The organism is Shewanella sp. A22, from assembly GCF_053850585.1.
The window spans coordinates 48,938-69,063 of record NZ_JBSQBN010000003.1; the positions used below are offsets into that span (position 1 = coordinate 48,938).

The following is a 20,126-nucleotide window of genomic DNA, read 5'->3' on the forward strand; positions in this document are numbered from 1 at the left end:
ATGCCATTTCTTGGAAAATTAACACTCGAGTCTATTCCGTATCACGAACCCATTATTATGGTGACCCTTGCGGCTGTCGCTATTATTGGTGTCATTATTGCGGCTTTAATCACTAAACATCAAAAATGGGGTGTGCTTTGGCACGACTGGTTAACCTCAGTTGACCACAAAAAACTCGGTATTATGTATATCGTGTTAGCGATGGTAATGCTGGTTCGTGGGTTTTCTGACGCGATTATGATGCGAACCCAGCAAGCTCTTGCCACTAATGGCGCAGCGGGTTATTTACCACCAGAACATTACGACCAAATCTTCACCGCCCATGGCGTGATTATGATTATCTTTATGGCGATGCCATTTATGATTGGTTTAATGAACTTGGTCGTACCGCTGCAGATTGGTGCCCGCGATGTGGCATTCCCTTTCTTAAACAACTTAAGTTTTTGGCTCACTACATCTGGGGCTGTGTTAATTAACATATCGCTCGGATTAGGTGAGTTTGCTAAAACTGGTTGGGTAGCTTACCCGCCCTTGTCAGAGTTGGCATACAGTCCGGGTGTGGGGGTTGATTATTATATCTGGGCCTTACAGATATCCGGTATCGGGACAACCTTAACCGGGGTGAACTTTATCGCCACTGTGTTAAAAATGCGCGCTCCGGGCATGAAGTTAATGCAAATGCCCATTTTCACCTGGGCTTGTACTTGGGCTAACGTGCTAATCGTTGCGTCATTCCCAATTTTAACCGCTGTTTTAGGTATGTTGACCTTAGACCGTTATTTAGACTTCCACTTCTTTACCAATGATGGTGGCGGAAACGCCATGATGTACATCAACCTATTTTGGGCTTGGGGTCATCCTGAAGTATACATTTTGGTATTACCGGCTTTCGGTATTTTCTCTGAAGTGTTTTCAACCTTTACCTCGAAGCGCTTATTTGGTTACACCTCTATGGTGTGGGCGACGGGTGCCATTTCAGTGCTTGGCTTTATTGTGTGGTTACACCATTTCTTTACCATGGGGTCGAGCGCTAACGTTAACGCCTTTTTCGGGGTGATGACCATGGTGATTGCGGTGCCGACTGGGGTGAAACTGTTTAATTGGTTATTTACCATTTATCGCGGCCGTTTACGCTTTACCGTGCCAGTATTGTGGTCATTAGGCTTTATGGTGACCTTCACCATCGGCGGCATGACCGGAGTATTGTTAGCATTACCGGGCGCTGATTATGTACTGCATAACAGCTTGTTTTTAATCGCCCATTTCCATAACACCATTATTGGCGGTGCGGTATTTGGCTACATGGCGGGGTTTGCCTACTGGTTCCCTAAAGCAATGGGCTTCAAACTCAATGAACGTTTAGGTAAAGCATCTTTTTGGTGCTGGCAAATTGGCTTCTATTTGGCCTTTATGCCGCTGTACGTGCTTGGCTTTATGGGTATGACACGTCGTCTTAATCATACCGATAACCCAGCGTGGAACTTCTGGATTTATTTTGCGGTTGTGGGTGCCTTTGTCATTCTAGTGGGTATCATTTTACAGTTTGTGCAATTGTATGTGAGCTTCCGAGACCGTGAGCAAAACCTCGATACAACAGGCGACCCGTGGAATGGCAATACGCTTGAGTGGTCAACCTCTTCACCACCACAGTTCTATAACTATGCCCAGTTAGATCCCGTAACAGACATTGATGCGTTCACCGACATGAAAGAAAAAGGCACAGCCTATCAACGTCGTGAAACATACCAGCCTATCCATATGCCTAAAAATACTGCTAGCGGAATATTAATGGCAGCGGCTATTACCGCGATGGGCTTTGCTGCTATTTGGCATATTTGGTGGTTAGCCATTGTCGGCTTTGCGGGTGCATTTGTGTTGTTCTTACTGCGTGCTTACGACAATGATGTTGACTACTACGTGCAGCCAGATGAAGTCGCGCGTATTGAAAATGCACACATAGATAACGTAGCAAGGGGTCGATAATGAGTATTGCTATTAAAGCAGATTTACACGTGGCTCACGCTGCAGATCACCATGATGAATATGACACTAGTGGTAGCACCTTATTCGGTTTTTGGATTTATCTAATGACCGACTGTATTTTGTTTGCTTCTGTTTTTGCGACTTATGCAGTGCTGTACATGAACACCGATGGTGGTGTGTCGGGTAAAGATATTTTCGAATTAGATTTCGTGCTTATCGAAACCGCTGCCTTGTTGGTCAGTAGTATTACATATGGCTTTGCCATGATTTGCGCTAAACACCAAAAGAAGGCCGCCACATTAATGTGGTTGCTGGTCACCTTCGCATTAGGTTGTGCGTTTATTTCGATGGAAGTGTACGAGTTTAGTCACTTAATTGAACACGGCAATGGCCCAGATCGCAGCGCCTTTTTATCAGCATTTTTTGCCTTAGTCGGCATGCATGGTTTGCATGTTACTGCGGGCTTAATTTGGATGCTGATAATGATGGCTGAAGTACTCAAAACTGGCTTAACTAACCGCAGCATTACTCGCCTGAGTTGTTTAAGTTTGTTCTGGCACTTTTTAGACATCGTTTGGGTGTGTGTGTTTACCGTTGTTTATTTGTTAGGAGTGTTGTGATGAGTCATGCACATGCAAGCCATGGCGAAGGCGATTTTGCCGCTAGCGTTAAATCTTATTTGGTCGGCTTTGTGTTATCGGTAATGTTAACCGGTATTCCATTTTGGTCGGTGATGACGCACCAGTTTGACCACATGACAACGCTATGGGTTGTGGTGATAACGGCGTTAGTGCAAATCGTGGTGCATTTAAAATACTTCCTTCATTTAGATTTTTCTAAAGAAGGTAAGCTCAATACATTTTCATTCTTATTCACGGCCTTGATTATTGTCATGGTCGTGGGTTTGTCTGTGTGGATTATCTACGCAGCCAATGATTTGATGATGTAACCAGAGCAATGCAATCACAGTACATAACTAAACAGTCATCATGAATAATCAAGGTCAATTTATGTCAGCACAATTAACCTCACGCTTACGAGGATATGTTCAGGTCACTAAGCCTGGCATCATCATGGGCAATTTAATTTCTGTCGCAGGCGGATTTTTACTCGCGGCTCAAGGTAATGTTGATTTGACCTTGATGTTTGCCACCATGATAGGTTTATCCTTGGTGGTAGCGTCGGGTTGCGCAATCAATAATTGCATTGATCGCGACATCGACGCCAAGATGCAGCGCACTCGTAACCGAGTTACCGTTACCGGTGAAATATCAGTACAAGCTGTATTGAGCTTTGGTATTGGGCTAGGGATTATTGGCTTTGCTATGCTGGCGATATTCACTAATAGTTTAGCGGTATTATTTGCCGCCATTGGTTATGTGGTTTATGTCGGAGTATACAGCCTGTATATGAAACGCAACTCGGTTTACGGCACTTTAGTCGGTAGCTTTTCGGGTGCGGTTCCACCCGTTGTGGGTTATTGCGCTGTCACAGGGCAAATGGATATGGGCGCGGTTATTTTACTGTTGATGTTTAGTCTATGGCAAATGCCCCACTCTTATGCGATTGCGATTTTTCGCTTTGACGACTACGCCGCAGCCAACATTCCAGTATTACCTGTGGCTGAGGGCATGGCTAAAGCAAAATTGCATATTGTGCTCTATATTGCGGTGTTTGCATTAGTGAGTGCGCTATTACCGTTAGCGGGTTACACAGGTGTCGCCTTTATGGCCGTTACCTGTGCCACCAGCTTGTGGTGGTTAACCATGGCGTTAAAAGGTTATCGTCACGGCATCAATTTGCAGTCTTGGGCTAGACAGGTATTTGGATTTTCCATTATCACCATCACGGCATTAAGCGTCACGATGGCATTGGATTTTCAAGTCGTTGCCCAAACGCCGTTACTGACATGGGTGCAATAAATTAATACTAAAAAATTAAGCCCGCTACATTATGTTGCGGGCTTTTTTATTTGATTAATTGGCGATTTTGACTAGGATTAGCTCTTATTAGATTTAGTTCTCACTTAATGTAGTACCTACCTAATACTGCCGCTCACGGTGATAAAAATCGGAATTTCTGCAGCAAACATAAAAGGATCTTATGTTTATGGTGCCACATAGCAATCAACTCATATCGTCTTTGCTTACCACCTTTAAAAGCATCACTCTGCTGTTAACGCTAGCACTCACTCTTACCCCAACGCATGCGAACCCACAATTACTGCTCACCAAATCCAATCATGACCTCTTTGGCAATTGGATAATAGACACGCCAGAGCAAATAACACTGTTGCAGTTGAATCCGGATCTCAGTTACTTACACATTGAATTTAACTTGCTTAAACCACAAAATAGCGTCGCAGAATGGGGACGAATAGACATACACCCCTCAGGCGTACGCTTTATCCCAAGCTATAGTAGTAATCAACAACAGGGTCTAGTTGCCTATCAAATAGCTCATCCTAAATTGCACATAGCACTTACTGTCGAGTCAGCCAGGTTAGTCTTTAATATCGACACTAATGCTGACAGCGTGGTGGATGAACAACATGATTATCAAGCCTACCCCATGCAATCAATCTACGGTGTATGGCACCAACAAATGACCTCAGCATTAAGCAGCTTGCTGTTACTCGACAATGGTTATTACGCCGTGGTGAATATTAACCTACACCAAGACCCACAAACGTATTCCCATTATACTCACTTACAATGGGGACACTTCGACATCCAACAACATCAACTTTTCATCAATCCCATTTTTGATAACCATCCACAGCAAAGTGTTAGTCATCTCGGCATACTGCAAAGCATTTTTTATCATCAACGCAGCCAACAATTAGCACTATCCTTTGACAGCGATAAAGACAACTTAAGTGACCGTTTCCAGCTATTTACGCGATAAACTTTCATTTACAGCTATTTAGTTACAATTTCTGCCACAATCAGCTATTCAAATTCAAGCGATTACACTTCATACTGAGTCATTACTTGTATCAATTTAGTGTTAAAAGGATATTTCATGGGCCAAGAAACCTCTAAGATTCTCGTTGTCGATGACGACATGAGATTGCGTTCATTACTAGAACGTTACTTGATTGAGCAAGGCTTCCAAGTTCGTAGCGCAGCCAATGCAGAACAAATGGATAGATTACTTGAACGTGAAAACTTTCACCTTTTAGTACTCGATCTAATGTTACCTGGTGAAGATGGTTTATCAATTTGCCGTCGTTTGCGCCAACAAGAAAACCCCATCCCCATTGTGATGCTTACCGCTAAAGGTGATGAAGTAGACCGTATTATTGGTCTAGAACTTGGTGCAGATGATTATTTACCTAAACCATTTAATCCACGTGAGTTATTAGCACGTATTAAAGCGGTCATGCGTCGCCAAATTGCCGAAGTGCCTGGCGCACCAGCGCAGCAAGAAGAAATGATTGCCTTTGGTGAGTTTTCACTAAACTTAGCCACCCGAGAAATGTTTCATGGCGATGAGAGTATTGCCCTGACAAGCGGTGAATTTGCAGTATTAAAAGTACTCGTGAGCCACCCTCGCGAACCACTGTCTCGCGACAAACTAATGAACCTTGCCAGAGGTCGCGATTATTCAGCCCTTGAGCGTTCAATTGATGTACAAGTTTCACGCCTACGTCGACTGATTGAGAAAGATGCCACTAATCCACGTTACATTCAAACGGTTTGGGGCTTAGGTTATGTCTTTGTACCCGACGGCACCACGCGAAAATAATCCATGAAGCTAAAATTGAAATGGTGGCAGCGCTTCTTACCCAGAAGCGCCTTTAGCCAAACCGTATTACTCATTGGTAGCTTATTATTAATCAACCAATTAGTATCATATTGGTCTGTCGCCGTTTACTTTATTAAGCCCAGTTACGAGCAAATCAACCAACTCATTGCTCGCCAGATTAATATTTTATTTGTTGATGGGGTTGATGTTGGCCGTGAACACCTCACCATGGTTGACGCCTTGAATGCCAAGGTGCGTGACGATGGCATGACGGTTTATAACCAAAAACAAGCTCAAGAAGCGGGATTGGGTCAAGCCACTTATTACAGTTTCTTGTCTGAACAAATGTCGGTTTACCTTGGCGGCGAAGCCGAAGTGCGTTTTTCGCAGGGTGAAAATCTCGATGTGTGGATAAAGCCACCACAAGCGCCATCCTTATGGATAAAAGTGCCACTTACTGGCATTAATGAGTCAGACTTATCACCATTAACCCTCTATTTATTAGTCATTGGGGCCCTCAGTGTCGCTGGTGGTTGGTTATTCGCCCGCAGACAAAACCACCCATTAAAAAGACTGCAAAAAGCCGCGGTCGCAGTATCAAAGGGCGACTTTCCTCCCGCGCTACCGCTAAGCGGTTCTACCGAAATAGTTGAAGTCACTCATGCCTTTAATCAAATGGCTTATAGCATGAAACAACTAGAGCAAGATCGCGCTTTACTGATGGCGGGTATATCACATGACTTACGTACACCATTAACCCGTATTCGATTAGCATCTGAAATGATGGTGGAAGACGATCAATATTTAAAAGAAGGCATCGTTACCGACATTGAAGATATGGATGCCATTATTAATCAATTTATTGCTTATATCCGTAACGACCAAGAAGGCATTCGCGAGCCTGATCAAATTAACCGCCTGATCCAAGAAATCAGCCAACAAGAATCTCACCGAGAAGGCACTATAGAATTATCTCTGGCAGACTGCCCAGAAATTGCCATCAATAGTGTAGCGATTAAACGCGTATTAAGTAACTTGGTCGAAAATGCATTTCGATATGGCAACGGTTGGGTAAGGATAAGCTCATACAACCAAGGTCATTACTTGTGTTTTAGTGTTGAAGACAACGGACCAGGAATTAACGAAGACCAAATGGAACAGCTATTTCAACCGTTTACTCAGGGCGATACTGCACGAGGTAGTGTAGGTTCAGGCTTAGGTTTAGCCATTATTAAACGCATTATCGATCGCCATCATGGCAAGGTTAAATTATCTAACCGCCCACAAGGAGGTTTAAAAGCACAAGTGTGGCTGCCGTTAATCGATAGAAACCAATATAACTAATTTTAAACACGGTTTTGGTCAACATCTACCTCAACCATTTACGTCGATGAATTTCCCCCCCTTTCCTTTCATACATGTTCAACACTCGTAAATAGCCTCAAAAGTACCAGCCTTGCCAGACACCAAAAACTGTAACATTAGTGCCATAAAATACTCATATTGATTTTTATTTGAAGTATTGGTGACATGAAAATATCAACGTTATCTCTCGGTGCGTCAGCATTACTGCTTATCATTGCGGCACTGCTAGCTGCAACCGTGCTGTGGAGCAACCAACAAAGGCAAGTCAGCGAGCAACTCAATCAGAATTTACAGCAAATCCAGCATATATATCAGTATAATGTGCGCCGTAACATAGACAATTACCTGCAAACGGGCCAAAGCAATTATCTTGAAGAAGCGCGCACTGACATTAGCAGTATTATTGAAAATATTACTCAATTACATCTGGTACACCCGCAGTTAAACAGCACCTCTTTAACCAACTTAATGACACAATTAAGGGACGATTTAGACACTAAATACCGTGCCGCAGGAAAACTGGCCGGTAACCCACGCCAGCTACTGGCTTTTGCTGAATCAGAAATGCTCAGTTATAGCCATAGTTTACACCGTTACGCTCAAGCCAACCTTACGCATTCCGATGTCGCTCAGCAATATCAAATACTCAGTAGTGAGCTACCCAGCTTGGTTTACGCATTGTCACAGCAAACTCAGGCCTTATTAATCGATAAAGATACCAGCGTAGAAAAAAGTCTTAACTTCTCCATTAATGCACTCAACCACTGGCATGATCAACTGGCTAAGTTGCCATTATTAGGTATTTACCGCACTGAAGAAGTAGATGAATTTGCTTTGGGTAATGATGAACCCACCCCCCTAGAAATAGGTGAAACCCCACGAGCAGAATTGTTAAGTCTAAGTCAGCGCTACAGCAAAGAAGTGGCTAATACTAAGCAAATGCTCAATAACAATTTGCAGGTACAAACGGCCCTAATTCACGCCACTAGTCAAGTTGAGCAGCAACTCGTCACCCTGGCAAATATACAAACTCAAACCGACCAACAATTAAAGATTAATCTACAATGGTTATTGTATGGCATGGTGACCTTGCTTACTTTATTTTCAATAAGTTACCTAATCTTACAACAACGAAGAGTAGTCACTCCCTTAAGGCGCTTAAATCGAGCTTTCTTTCTGTTAAGTGAATCAAATCAACGAGAGCCTTTACCCGTGACAAGTCAATGCGAAACGGGCCAAATTGCGGCACATTTTAATCACCTGTTGCAACGGTTTGAACAAGAAGACGAACAGCAAAAAAATAATATCGCTAAGGTGTCACAATCGTTAAGCGAATTAGTTGCCAGAATTGGCTCTCTGTCAAATAGCACTCAGCAAACACAAGCTGTAGTACAACAAGCCCAAGCCCAAACCACTGACTTAATTGAACTCGCAAATAAAGTAAACCTGTCGTCTAGCGAACTAACAATAACCGCTGAACAAACCATGTATGATATGCAATCGAGTCAAAATGAAGCGCAAGCAGTGTTAAGCGCTACAGACCACACCGTCAGCAAGGTTCATCAGTGTAATCTCTCACTAACCCAATTGAGTACATCTGTTAATGATGCGGCGAAAATAGTTGATGTCATTGGCAATATAGCGGAGCAAACTAACTTATTGGCATTAAATGCCGCCATTGAAGCCGCTCGCGCTGGTGAACAAGGTCGCGGGTTTGCGGTTGTTGCCGACGAAGTACGCAGCTTATCGCTGCGTACTCAACAATCATTAAAAGACATAATGGCTATTTTTGAGCAATTAACCCAATCAAATAAAGCCCTAAGCCACAGCATAAACGACATCAGTAATGCGTCCACGCAACAAAAAGGCCGAGCACAGAGCTTATTAGATGTTGCATTACATGTTCAGCAACAAGCACAAACCATGCTAAGTAGCGCAAGCCAAGGTAGCGAATACGCTACACAACAAGTACATCATCTCGACGAATTTGTTGAAGCGATGAACAGCTTAATGCAACGAGCCAAAGATGCATTTGAACAAAGCGAAACTATTGCATTTGAGGTGACCAACAGTGTGGACAATATTGAACAACAATTAGGCATCCGCGGATAATCAATACTAACAAGCTTTACTGATAACTGGTTTTTTTCATAAAAATGGGCGCTAGATTCGCGCCCACTTTATTTGCCAGTAAGTCTCTAACATAGAAGCATAATGTAGATTATAGAGCGGCCATAACGGCTTCAGCTGTACTGACTTCAAATGATTGTGGTGCTTCAACATTAAGTAACGTTACCACACCATTGTCGATAACCATGGCATAACGTTGTGAACGAATGCCACCAAAACCGGCTGTGTCCATGTCTAAACCGAGTGCTTTAGTAAAACTTGCATCACCGTCGGCTAACATCATCAGCTCAGAAGCATTTTGGGCTTCGCCCCATGCTTTCATGACGAATGCATCGTTAACAGCAACACAAGCAATAAGATCAACACCTTTGGCTTTAAACTCGTCTGCAAGTACCACATAACCTGGTAAATGTGCTTCAGAGCACGTTGGCGTAAATGCACCTGGCACTGCAAACAATACCACTTTTTTTCCTGCAAAAAGCTCAGTCACATCGTGATTAACCATGCCGTCTTTTGTCAGTTGGGTTAATGTAGCTTTTGGTAAAGCTTGTCCTGTTGCGATCATAATATTTCCTTGATTAATAATAAAAAAATAGCTTATCGTGGCGTTAAAATCCTACGACAGCCCATATATAAAATAGACAGTATTAATTCACACAACATCGACACTATTAGCCCAAACAGTAACCCTATGGCAATGGCTTGTGGTTTCAATAAAATGACATAACTGTATGCCTGCCAAACCTCTGATTGAATGTCTTTTTGTGGAGCCAATATTATTTGTTGATAAGGACTATAGCTATGTTGATTAAAACGGCTCAACGCTTGAGTCAATGATGTATAGCGTTGATAGAGTGATTCAATGCTTTCACCACCAGCACTGAATACTGGGTCGTTATTTTGTTGGTAATGGCGGATGAGTTTACTTATATCACCGGCAAAAAATCGGTCGGCATCACGCTGAAACTCGGCCAAACTTAGCTTAGCTTCAAGCTGGTGTGCTTCGAGTCGTTGACCGTATTGATCGACAAAGCCGGGAACTTGAATACCAATTAATACGCCACTCACAAATAGCACCAAACGAATGTAGTCCATTAAACGTCGTATCATGATGTCATCGAAAAATCAGTTGTAAACGAACCGCCACAATATCACCAATTACTCAAGTAAGCATCTTGAATAAACAGATGTTAACTTGCGTAACTGGTACGCCTTTTTCAAAGCTTATGTGGCCCAGTAGTAAGCATCAAGGTTTTATTGATGCCGACTTAGCTCACCCATTATCTAGGTTTACTCAACCAGTAATACTCCTTTATACATCTGCATTTGACAATGAAACGGATATGCGCCTTTGGCTAACGCTGGCAGCGAAACTACCACGGGTTTATCAAGGGGTAACTCTTCGCTAATGTCCAAGTCTGGAAATAACAAACTGGCAGAGCACCCTGCTTTGTCTTGGCGTAAAAAAGTTAATTGCGTTGCAGTATTAGCCGGCACGGTTATTCTTGCCGGAGAGTAAACGCCGTCTTTCACCACAATAGCGTTACTTGCCTGATGAGTCGCGGCTTTGGGTTTGTATAACCAAAACCACCAAACGATAAGGGCAATCAATGCCACACAAAATAAGTTAATTAATAGCATCATTCACTCCTAGTGTTGTTGAGGGGTAAAAAAGCGTAAACGATTGGCGTTGCTCACCACAGTTAATGATGAAAATGCCATTGCAGCACCTGCAACCACAGGGTTAAGTAATACGCCAAACACTGGAAATAGCACCCCAGCAGCGAGCGGAATACCCGCCGCATTGTAAATAAACGCACCCACTAGATTTTGCCTAATGTTGCCTAACGTCGCTTTACTCACCGCGATGGCATCGGCTAAACCGTGTAGCGATCCCCGCATTAGCGTTATGTCGGCACTTTCAATCGCCACGTCCGTTCCGGTGCCAATAGCAAAGCCGACATTGGCTAAAGCCAGTGCAGGGGCATCATTAATACCATCGCCAGTCATGCCAACCACTTCACCTAAGGCTTGTAATTCGGCCACTTTATTGGCTTTATCTTGTGGTAATACATCGGCAAAAAAGTCATCTACGCCCACTTTGGCAGCCACTGCAGTAGCTGTCGCGTGGTTATCCCCGGTAAGCATAATCACCTTAATACCACGGCTTTTAAGCCTTGCTATGGCGGCAACAGAATCAGCTTTAATCGGGTCAGCCACAGCAATCACTGCCGCTAGTTCACCATCGATAGCAAAATACATTGGCGTTTTGGCGTCTGCCGCTAACGCCTGTGCTTGTTGCTGATAATCGCTTAAGGCAATACCTTTATCGCGCATTAACTTCTCATTACCAAATAATAACTGAGCCGATTGATACTGAGCTTGGACACCAAATCCTGCAATAGCAGTAAAATTTTCAACATTGAATAAGGTTAATCCCTTATCCGTTGCTGCTTGCACAACAGCTTGCGCAAGCGGATGTTCGGAATGTTGCTCAATACTCGCGGCCAATTGCAATACCTGTTGTTCTTCGCGTCCATTCACCACTATGATATCGGTGATTTTTGGTGCACCTTCGGTAATGGTGCCGGTTTTATCTAAAATCATGGTGGTAATCGTCGATGCCGTTTGCAGGGCTTCACCATTACGAATAAGCACACCAGATTCAGCGGCTTTACCTACACCAACCATCACCGACATGGGTGTTGCTAGTCCTAAAGCACACGGACAAGCGATGATTAATATTGTCATCGCCGACACTATGGCGTATCCCACTGAGGGTTCAGGCCCAAAATTGAGCCATACCATGGCGCTGATTATGGCAATAATCATCATTGCAGGAACAAAATAGCTCGAAATAACATCGGCCATTTGGCCAATCGGCGGTTTGGAGTTCTGCGCCCGCTTAACCATAGTAATAATGTGCGCCAAAGCAGTATCTTTACCGACACGTGTGGCGGTAAAAGTAAGTGACCCCAGTTTGTTTAATGTACCCGCGACCACATCATCATTAACGCTTTTTTCAACCGGAATAGGTTCGCCAGTCAACATTGATTCATCAATAAAACTACTCCCCTCAACGACCACACCGTCTACGGGAATTTTTTCACCTGGTCGAACACTGACTTTATCGTTTAATTGCACCAAGGCAATATCAATATCGACCGCTTTACCATTGCGGATCACCCTAGCCGTTTTAGCTTGTAAACCAATTAAGCGCTTAATCGCTGCAGAGGTTTTACCGCGCGCCTTGACCTCTAACGCGAGTCCAAGATTGATTAAACCAATGATCATCGCGGTTGCTTCAAAATAGACATGGCGCGCCATTTCTGGCAATAAATCTGGTGCAAATACCACCACCATAGAGTAAACCCACGCAGTGCCTGTTCCGAGCGCAATTAAGGTGTCCATATTGGCACTATGATGCGTAAATGATTTCCATGCGCCAGTATAAAAATGCTTGCCGGAGAAGAACATTATCCCTAAGGTCAACACACCAATTGCTCCCCAAACCAGCTGTTGTATTGGATTAGTAACGGTCATGTCACCAATAAACAAACCATAAATCATCAGCGGGATACCCACTGCCAATGCGACTATAGTGTGTTTTATTAGGCTTCTATAATATATTGCATCAGCCTGTTCTTTTTCATCGATGGCATCTGCACCACCTTGATCGTTAATCACAATCGCGTGATAACCAGCGTTTTCAACGGCCTCAAGCAAGTTGGCAACTTCAACTTCTCCGGTGACCATTACACTTCGGTCAGCAAAATTCATTTCAGCCTGCTCTACTTGTGCGACTGTTTTAAGGGCTTTCTCAATTTTGCCTACACAACTGGCACAACCTGCACCCTCTATCAATAATTGGGTTGTCGTTTTGTTTTTCATCACAAAGCCTCCTTATCGGTAGCCTGACAAGAGGTTTCGTCACCAGCATCAAAACCTTCAATTAAATGGCAGACCATGGCACCTGTGGGGGCTAACGCTGGCAGGTTTTCCCACTCGTTTACGGCTTTAGTCAACCTATTGCGTAACGCTAATGTTTCATTGAACAATTTTTCAGTTTCTGCTAATTTCTGGCTAATAAGCTGCTTCACCATAGTACAAGCGCTTTCACCATGATCCGTTTTAGAAAAGATCACTTTAATTTCATCCACCGAAAAACCTAAGTTTCTGGCACTCATAATAAATCGCATTCGCGACACTTCTTTATCTCGATAAAATTTATAGCCATTGTTGGGCGATTTTGTTGGGAAGAGCAGGCCTATTCGGGTATAAAAACGAATTGTGTCTGTGGTGACGCCCAATAAGGCTGCGAGTTCACTCACTTTCATAAAGACTCCTTGGGGTAACGACTAAATTTAATAATAAGATTTACGTTAGTGTCTGTGCTGAACATTTAATGGCTCTAGAGAATTAAATGCTCTACGTAACGATATGCAGTGACTGTAAACCTATGTGTTACACCCATGTCAAGTGACCAATAACGGAGGATCAATAAAAAGCCCAAATGCATATTCATTTGAGTGTTACATCAACATCCTGACATTGGTCACTGAGCATGTCCCTTCGTTTAGACTTTATAATCCCCAATTTACCTTAGGTAAATGCTCTACAAACCAGTCGAATGCGCGGCCTTGGTGATCTTTATGCCAAGCAAGATACAAACTTTGATTTGGCCTTGGAATTGAACATGTTTTTTCAATCAACTCACCACTGTCAAAGTAGCATTGCACCATGTGCCTTGGTAAAAAACCGATCCCTAATCCTTGTAACTGTGCTGCAATCTTAGTTTCCATAGTGTTAACTTTAATCACTTGCTTGCTTTTAAAAAGGCCACTGCTGCGTGTTGGTAACACTTGTGCGGTATCGGCAACTACCACCGAAGCATAGTCTGTCAGTTTGTCGGCTTCTAATGTGCCATCAACAAACGCCAATGGATGATGTGGCGCTACTGCAAACACAAATTCAATTTCACCTATTTTATGGGTTTGAAACACACCTCGTGGTAACTCTCCAGAGGCACCAATTACAATATCGGCACGTCGGCTATGCAATGCATCCCAACCACCACCAACAGCTTCAACATCCACACTAATGTCGACTGAGTGTTCTAGCTGATTAAATTGTTCAATTAATTGAAACAACTGACACTGGGGGATAACCGTATCGCGGGATAGCCTAATTTCGCTTTCCCAACCGGACTCTAATTGCTGCACAGAATCAACCAACCGATTGGTTGCTAACAAAATCTGTCGCCCTTGCTCTAATACAATTTTGCCTGCTGGCGTCAGTTGTGCTTTTTGCTTTGTTCGGTCAAATAACGCCGCGCCCATATCATCTTCAAGTTTTTTGATGGTATAAGTCAGCGCTGACGGTACTCGATATAACGATGCCGCAGCTGCAGCAAAACTGCCCTTGCGATCAATCGCATCTAAGGCTCGTAATGCGTCGATAGTGATCGGATTTTGCATCACTCCTCCTCATTCAAATAATTTGAACTTTAATATCAGTTTATTCCGATTTTTTATTCTATCAAGTCCCAATATACTTCTTATCAACCAGTGAGAGAGACTTACTAGAAACAAACAATGTTTAAATTTATTGAGGATAAATACCATGAAAGCACTCGTGAAACGCATTACAAACTCTACTGCAGGTTTTAGCACATTGGCATTACGTTTACCTGTTGGGGTTATTTTTATGGCTCATGGTGGTCAGAAGTTATTCGGATGGTTTGGCGGTTATGGCCTAGAAGGTACAGGACAGTGGATGGCTTCAATTGGCATTGAGCCAGGTGTATTAATGGCTTTCTTAGCGGGTTCAGCAGAATTGATAGGTGGATTGTTCATTTTACTGGGTTTACTTACCCGTCCAGCAGCCGCTGTATTAGCGTTCACCATGGTCATTGCCATTGCTAGCGTGCATATTAGCAACGGATTATTTATGGCAAACAATGGTTATGAATTCGCATTAGCTTTATTGGCTGCCAGTGTGTCACTTGCGTTATCAGGTTCAGGCAAGGTCGCAATCGATAACGCTATAGCAAAAAAGCTGGCTTAATCTTCCACACTAACGGCTTATTAATTTGAACCATAGGAGCAACATTATGATCAGCTTACGTCATGCAAACGAGCGCGGAAAAGCCAACTTTGGCTGGTTGGACAGCAAACACAGTTTTTCATTTGGTAGCTACTATGATCCTGAGCAAATGGGCTTTTCAGCACTGCGAGTCATCAATGACGACAGCGTCACTCCCGGTGCCGGATTTGCCACTCACGGCCACCGTGACATGGAAATTATCAGCTACGTACTTAAAGGTTCTATTGCCCATAAAGACAGTGAAGGCAATGTCGAAGTTTTGCCTGCTGGTGAGTTTCAATTAATGTCTGCTGGCAGTGGTATTACTCACAGTGAGTACAATGCTTCCGCGACAGAACCACTGAAATTTTTACAAATTTGGATCCAACCAAATACCTTAGGTAACACACCTGGATACCAACAAAAAAACTTTGGTCAAGCAGCGGGGTTAACCACGATTGCAACGCCAACGGGTGAAAACGGCACCTTACAAATCAAGCAAAATGCGATTTTGTCGCAATTGATTTTGGCGCCTAAATCTGAAATAACCTACCAGATTGCAACTGATCGTAAAGTGTATATTCATCAGGTGGCTGGCGAGCTAAACATGGAAGACAAGCAGTTAACAATAGGTGATGGCGCTAAACTCACAGATATGGCTCAGGTGACCTTGGTTAATTCATCGGACACTCAGTCAACAGCATTGATATTTGATTTACCCTAAATCCATTTAATCAAAATTAAGGCCTGGAAGAGTTCCCCCCTTCGCAGGCCTTATTTGTCAATTTTGTCGCAATCGGTTATCCATTGACAGAAGTGACATTTACCGCCACCGTAGGTTGTGAGTGACGAGATAATCCTAGCTTATTAGTAGTCCATAAGCACACAAACGTCACTAATATCATCCCAATTTGTACTCCAATAACACCATGATATCCATTTTGCCATAATGCTATTATTTGTTTAGAAAACAACAACCAATCTGCCACAATCGTGATGACCAATATACCACTGGTGAGTAACAGTAACTTGCTAATATGACGCTTAATATCAGTTACTCTTAAACTGTATAACATAACGGCCAGTAGTGACGCCACAAAACACCCCACTAGCCATTCACTTCGCCCTGATATGGTTGCAGGCAATAATCGCTCACACAAAAATCCAACTGCTGTCGCCACAATAATCCCACCACAACCGCCAATTGTCATCGCGGTCACAATGGCAATACTGCGTGGAGATGACTGTCGCTGCGTACTACGCTTATCCAGCCACAACATATTGCCCGTAACAATCATAGCACTGATCGCCATTGCTAAAATAAAGTATAAGATACGGATATCTAAGCCGGCGAAATTACTAAAATGCAAGGAAACCAGTACATCTCTCCCCTTTCGAAAAACATTATAATTATCGGCATCAACTTTATTCATCGCAGTGCCATCTTGCACCCGATAGGTCACTTCGTCACGTTGAGCAAAATTAACAGTGTCAGTTCCACGTACTTGCACTAGTGCGTTATCTGCGCCGTAATGATGAAAAATCACATTACGTAGTTCAAAATTGGCTTGCTGTTTTGTTTGCTCAATTAAATTGAACGCATTATTCATATCCAGTGGCGTTTCACTTCGAGGTTCAGTAGTACGATTAAAACCGGCATCATTAAACAATGCTTGTCGATCCCCTTGATAAATAAACACCACAAAGGCCAGCTGGAACACAATGGCCAAGTTAAGAATTAATCCACTTAATGCATACATCAAGGTAAACGGCAGTGTCATCACGCCAACCACTGTATGTAAATCGAGTAATTTATCTCGGCGCTGTTTATCAACGCGATACAGAAAAAAATGTTTCAATAATTTACGCGCGTGGATAAAAATACCTGAAACGAGTGCAAACAGAAAAATCAGGGTCACGACCCCAATCAGGTAACTGCCACCAGGTAGATCAAGGTTATAATGCAGACGGTAAATAAATTGCGATAAGTAAAAATCGTCTTTGCCAGCAACAGTCTCACCACTTTTGGGATCAACCAATATTGCCATCGTTTGGCGCTCCGATTTAGGGTTGTCGCCAACCACATCGAAGTAAAAAATGTAATACGGCACGATATCTGTCGGCATATTAATCCGAAAACGACCTGTTTGATCTACGGGATATTCAGCCAATTTTTTCTCAACAAGCTTCGCTAACGGAATATCTACTTTCGCGTTATCGACAGGATGATGCGGTGTAATGGCCCATTGTGCCACTTCATCGTGAAACAAGGTCACCGCACCAGCCCAAAATACCAAAAACAATAAAGGTGAAATGATTAACCCAAGCCAACTGTGGGCTTCAATAAGATTTTTAATGACTTTGTGCTGTACGGGAGAATTAGATTTCATTAAGGTATGCATGACTTAAGTTTGAGAGAAAAATAACAACGCATTGACAAGGCCGCTGGCCAAAAGCCATTTGGCACATACTGCGCTAGCTGCTTTGGTGCTATTACGGCTATAACAAAATGTCATTACCCCAACCCACACACAAAAACCCAGCATAAGCCCAACAAATAGTTTTACATCTACAGCTGCTGGTAATACTCGAAAAACGATAAGCATTAAACTGATTGCCAGTAATAACCCCCATAAAAATGCAGCGAACGACTTGGGCCACATGATTATTTAACACCAACAAGCATAATGCTGACAAACAACGCAAAGCCAAACGAGCTCACCCAAATACTGCGACCTTTATAATGCGACGCCACCAGCACCAGTAATATCCACATGGTCATCATACAAATTAGCACCATTAAACTGGCAACTAATACATTATACGTGTGGCTAAACCCCCACACAGCAAATAGCACTGCGATACCACATAAACTCCAAGCCAATAATTTAGGAAAAGGCAAACTAACAAGCTGCTGTTTGTCTGATGCCAAATAAGCAAACAAACATCCAAGCCATAATGAAGATACACTGATAAGTTCCATCTGATACATTCCCGAGCTAATTAACGCAAATGATAATGATTTGCATTAATTATCCCGAATGTGGTTACTGAATACAAGCGGATTATGAATCAAGCTTAGAAATAATATCCAATTTGTGACCTATCAACTGTGTAGGCACTCCTTTCGATGTAACTATTACGGTTAGCATTCATATAATTGCCACAGACAGTCATTCACCATAAGTGCCTATATGTCCGGAATGGATGCTGCATCCCTAGACGGCTGGGTTTACTGCAACATAAAATCAACCTTAAAAACCTTTACTTAACAGCAAGCTAACTAAAAGGTATTTTTTTATAATCCGCGTGTCACTCGTCACAGTGTTAATGTATTATGTGACATTAAGGCGTGAAAGAATGGGTTAATATCATTGCTGGACAAAGGGCTCGCCCTTGCTTAGGATGAATATTTGACCAATCAAAATAATAATACAAAGTCGAACAGGGAATGTGAGATGAGATATTCCCTTCTCTATATCATTTTTTTATTTTAAAAAAGGCAATGTAATATGCTAAAACGCATCGTTTATGGCGTATGTGGTGCAGCAATTGTTGGACTTGGTGTATTCAGTGTATACGCTTGGCACCCTGCAATTGATCCCGTCGTACCCACTCAAACAAACTATTCCCCACAGGTTATCGAAAACGGAAGAATCCTCGCTGCAGCAGGTTATTGTAGTACTTGCCATACTCCGCCAGGCGGTACGGCTTATGCTGGTAACTATGAAATGCACACTGACTTTGGCACCATTTACTCAAGTAATATCACCCCTGATGTTGAAACAGGTATTGGTAGCTGGTCGCAAGCTGCTTTTGCTCGCGCTATGCGAACGGGCGTGAGCCGCGATGGACACCATTTATTACCAGCGTTCCCTTTTGAACACTTTAATAAAATGACCGATGATGACATTAACGCAATTTACGCTTACATCATGACGTCTGTTCCAGCGGTTAAACAAGTCAAAAAAGAAAACGGTATTCCATTTCCGCTCAACATCCGCTGGTTTCAAGCAGGTTGGAAACTGCTGTTTGCTGACACCCAAGCTTTTGAGGTCAACAACAAACAATCTGCCGAATGGAATCGCGGTGCTTACTTAGCGGAAGGTATTGCTCACTGTGGTGCATGCCATACCCCACGTAATGCGTTGGGGGGAGAAAAATACGCACAAATGTACCAAGGTGCAGCCATTGATGGTTGGATTGCACCATCGTTAACCTCTACTAGCACATCGCCAATTCCATGGAGAGCGCAAGACTTTTACGAATACCTCACCACGGGTAACTCTCCATATCATGGCAGTGCAGCAGGCCCAATGGCGCCGGTTATGCACAAAGGGTTATCAGCTCTACCAGAAAGCGACCTGCGTGCTATTAGTGATTATTTTGCCAGCCTTGCCCGCACCAATAATACCAATGAGCCTGACTCAAGTAGCACTTTACAAGCTGCGATAACGGCACAGCATCAACAGCCAGATCAACGGATTGATGAAGGTGCTCGTTTATATGCCACCGCTTGTCAAGCGTGCCACTACAGCAGCGACCAGTTAGTTAAAGGCCGGCCATTAATTACTATCGGTTCAGCGACTCATCTTGATGAGCCAACTAACCTGATTAACGTAATACTGGATGGTGTACGCAGCGATCAAGGCATCAGCGGCGTGGTAATGCCAGGATTCCGTGATGCACTTAGTGATGAAGACATTACTGCTATAGCAGCTTATTTGCGTCAAGCCGCTGGGGAAAACACCTGGCCGAAATTACAACAACAAGTGGGCGAGATCCGCAATCAACCCCGATTTGAGCACTAATTC

General features: G+C 43.2%; 20 protein-coding genes. 11 read left to right on the top strand and 9 right to left on the bottom strand.

Going from position 1 to position 20,126, the window contains the following annotated elements:
• The 8 genes from cyoB to ACWXWT_RS01355 all read left to right on the top strand — a co-directional run bounded on the left by cyoB (nt 1) and on the right by ACWXWT_RS01355 (nt 9,210).
• Nucleotides 1–1,983, top strand: a complete 1,983-nt coding sequence (gene cyoB, locus ACWXWT_RS01320; RefSeq protein ID WP_456039821.1) for a cytochrome o ubiquinol oxidase subunit I — start codon at nt 1–3, stop codon at nt 1,981–1,983.
• A complete protein-coding gene (gene cyoC, locus ACWXWT_RS01325) occupies nt 1,983–2,603 on the top strand; it encodes a cytochrome o ubiquinol oxidase subunit III (RefSeq protein WP_456039822.1) in 621 nt (206 codons plus the stop codon). Before cyoB ends, cyoC begins: the two co-directional genes overlap by 1 nt.
• Nucleotides 2,603–2,932, top strand: coding sequence for a cytochrome o ubiquinol oxidase subunit IV (cyoD, locus tag ACWXWT_RS01330; RefSeq protein WP_456039823.1), 330 nt, complete (start codon nt 2,603–2,605; stop codon nt 2,930–2,932). The genes cyoC and cyoD overlap by 1 nt, the downstream gene beginning before the upstream one ends.
• A 40-nt stretch (nt 2,933–2,972) precedes the next feature.
• Nucleotides 2,973–3,905: a heme o synthase gene (gene cyoE / locus ACWXWT_RS01335; protein ID WP_456039824.1), complete on the top strand. Its 933-nt coding sequence runs from the start codon at nt 2,973–2,975 to the stop codon at nt 3,903–3,905.
• A gap of 187 nt (nt 3,906–4,092) precedes the next feature.
• Nucleotides 4,093–4,890 carry a hypothetical protein gene (locus tag ACWXWT_RS01340; protein ID WP_456039825.1) on the top strand — a complete coding sequence of 266 codons (798 nt, stop codon included), beginning with the start codon at nt 4,093–4,095 and terminating at the stop codon, nt 4,888–4,890.
• Between the two features lie 117 nt (nt 4,891–5,007).
• Nucleotides 5,008–5,733, top strand: a complete 726-nt coding sequence (gene ompR, locus ACWXWT_RS01345; protein WP_456039826.1) for an osmolarity response regulator transcription factor OmpR — start codon at nt 5,008–5,010, stop codon at nt 5,731–5,733.
• A gap of 3 nt (nt 5,734–5,736) precedes the next feature.
• Nucleotides 5,737–7,077: a two-component system sensor histidine kinase EnvZ gene (envZ, locus tag ACWXWT_RS01350; RefSeq protein WP_456039827.1), complete on the top strand. Its 1,341-nt coding sequence runs from the start codon at nt 5,737–5,739 to the stop codon at nt 7,075–7,077.
• A 186-nt stretch (nt 7,078–7,263) separates the two neighbouring features.
• A complete protein-coding gene (locus ACWXWT_RS01355; RefSeq protein WP_456039828.1) occupies nt 7,264–9,210 on the top strand; it encodes a methyl-accepting chemotaxis protein in 1,947 nt (648 codons plus the stop codon).
• A gap of 109 nt (nt 9,211–9,319) precedes the next feature.
• On the opposite strand, the gene ACWXWT_RS01360 is transcribed toward ACWXWT_RS01355, so the two are convergent.
• The 6 genes from ACWXWT_RS01360 to ACWXWT_RS01385 all read right to left on the bottom strand — a co-directional run bounded on the left by ACWXWT_RS01360 (nt 9,320) and on the right by ACWXWT_RS01385 (nt 14,705).
• Complete coding sequence (locus ACWXWT_RS01360) at nt 9,320–9,793, bottom strand: redoxin family protein (RefSeq protein WP_456039829.1); 474 nt, start codon at nt 9,791–9,793, stop codon at nt 9,320–9,322.
• Between the two features lie 32 nt (nt 9,794–9,825).
• Complete coding sequence (locus ACWXWT_RS01365; RefSeq protein ID WP_456039830.1) at nt 9,826–10,338, bottom strand: DUF2937 family protein; 513 nt, start codon at nt 10,336–10,338, stop codon at nt 9,826–9,828.
• A gap of 180 nt (nt 10,339–10,518) precedes the next feature.
• Nucleotides 10,519–10,869 (bottom strand): cupredoxin domain-containing protein, encoded by a 351-nt coding sequence (locus ACWXWT_RS01370; RefSeq protein WP_456039855.1) that lies wholly within the window; start codon nt 10,867–10,869, stop codon nt 10,519–10,521.
• Between the two features lie 9 nt (nt 10,870–10,878).
• A complete protein-coding gene (locus ACWXWT_RS01375; RefSeq protein WP_456039831.1) occupies nt 10,879–13,119 on the bottom strand; it encodes a heavy metal translocating P-type ATPase in 2,241 nt (746 codons plus the stop codon).
• Entirely contained in the window at nt 13,119–13,565 is a 447-nt protein-coding gene (locus ACWXWT_RS01380; RefSeq protein WP_456039832.1) for a MerR family transcriptional regulator, read from the bottom strand. Before ACWXWT_RS01380 ends, ACWXWT_RS01375 begins: the two co-directional genes overlap by 1 nt.
• Nucleotides 13,566–13,811: 246 nt before the next feature.
• Nucleotides 13,812–14,705, bottom strand: a complete 894-nt coding sequence (locus ACWXWT_RS01385) for a LysR family transcriptional regulator (protein WP_456039833.1) — start codon at nt 14,703–14,705, stop codon at nt 13,812–13,814.
• A 145-nt stretch (nt 14,706–14,850) separates the two neighbouring features.
• Between ACWXWT_RS01385 and ACWXWT_RS01390 the strand changes: the two genes are divergently transcribed.
• Nucleotides 14,851–15,294, top strand: a complete 444-nt coding sequence (locus ACWXWT_RS01390; protein ID WP_456039834.1) for a DoxX family protein — start codon at nt 14,851–14,853, stop codon at nt 15,292–15,294.
• Between the two features lie 46 nt (nt 15,295–15,340).
• Nucleotides 15,341–16,036 carry a pirin family protein gene (locus ACWXWT_RS01395; RefSeq protein WP_456039835.1) on the top strand — a complete coding sequence of 232 codons (696 nt, stop codon included), beginning with the start codon at nt 15,341–15,343 and terminating at the stop codon, nt 16,034–16,036.
• A 76-nt stretch (nt 16,037–16,112) separates the two neighbouring features.
• Here ACWXWT_RS01395 and ACWXWT_RS01400 read toward each other — a convergent pair whose 3' ends face one another.
• Genes ACWXWT_RS01400 through ACWXWT_RS01410 form a run of 3 tightly spaced genes read right to left on the bottom strand, consistent with a single transcriptional unit; the run spans nt 16,113 to nt 18,295 of the window.
• Complete coding sequence (locus ACWXWT_RS01400) at nt 16,113–17,702, bottom strand: PepSY-associated TM helix domain-containing protein (RefSeq protein ID WP_456039836.1); 1,590 nt, start codon at nt 17,700–17,702, stop codon at nt 16,113–16,115.
• Nucleotides 17,703–17,717: 15 nt separating this feature from the next.
• Nucleotides 17,718–17,975, bottom strand: a complete 258-nt coding sequence (locus ACWXWT_RS01405; protein WP_456039837.1) for a hypothetical protein — start codon at nt 17,973–17,975, stop codon at nt 17,718–17,720.
• 2 nt (nt 17,976–17,977) lie between these two features.
• Nucleotides 17,978–18,295, bottom strand: a complete 318-nt coding sequence (locus ACWXWT_RS01410) for a hypothetical protein (protein WP_456039838.1) — start codon at nt 18,293–18,295, stop codon at nt 17,978–17,980.
• A gap of 529 nt (nt 18,296–18,824) precedes the next feature.
• On the opposite strand from ACWXWT_RS01410, the gene ACWXWT_RS01415 reads away from it, so the two are divergent.
• Nucleotides 18,825–20,123, top strand: coding sequence for a c-type cytochrome (locus tag ACWXWT_RS01415; protein ID WP_456039839.1), 1,299 nt, complete (start codon nt 18,825–18,827; stop codon nt 20,121–20,123).
• The last annotated feature ends 3 nt before the right edge of the window (nt 20,124–20,126 follow it).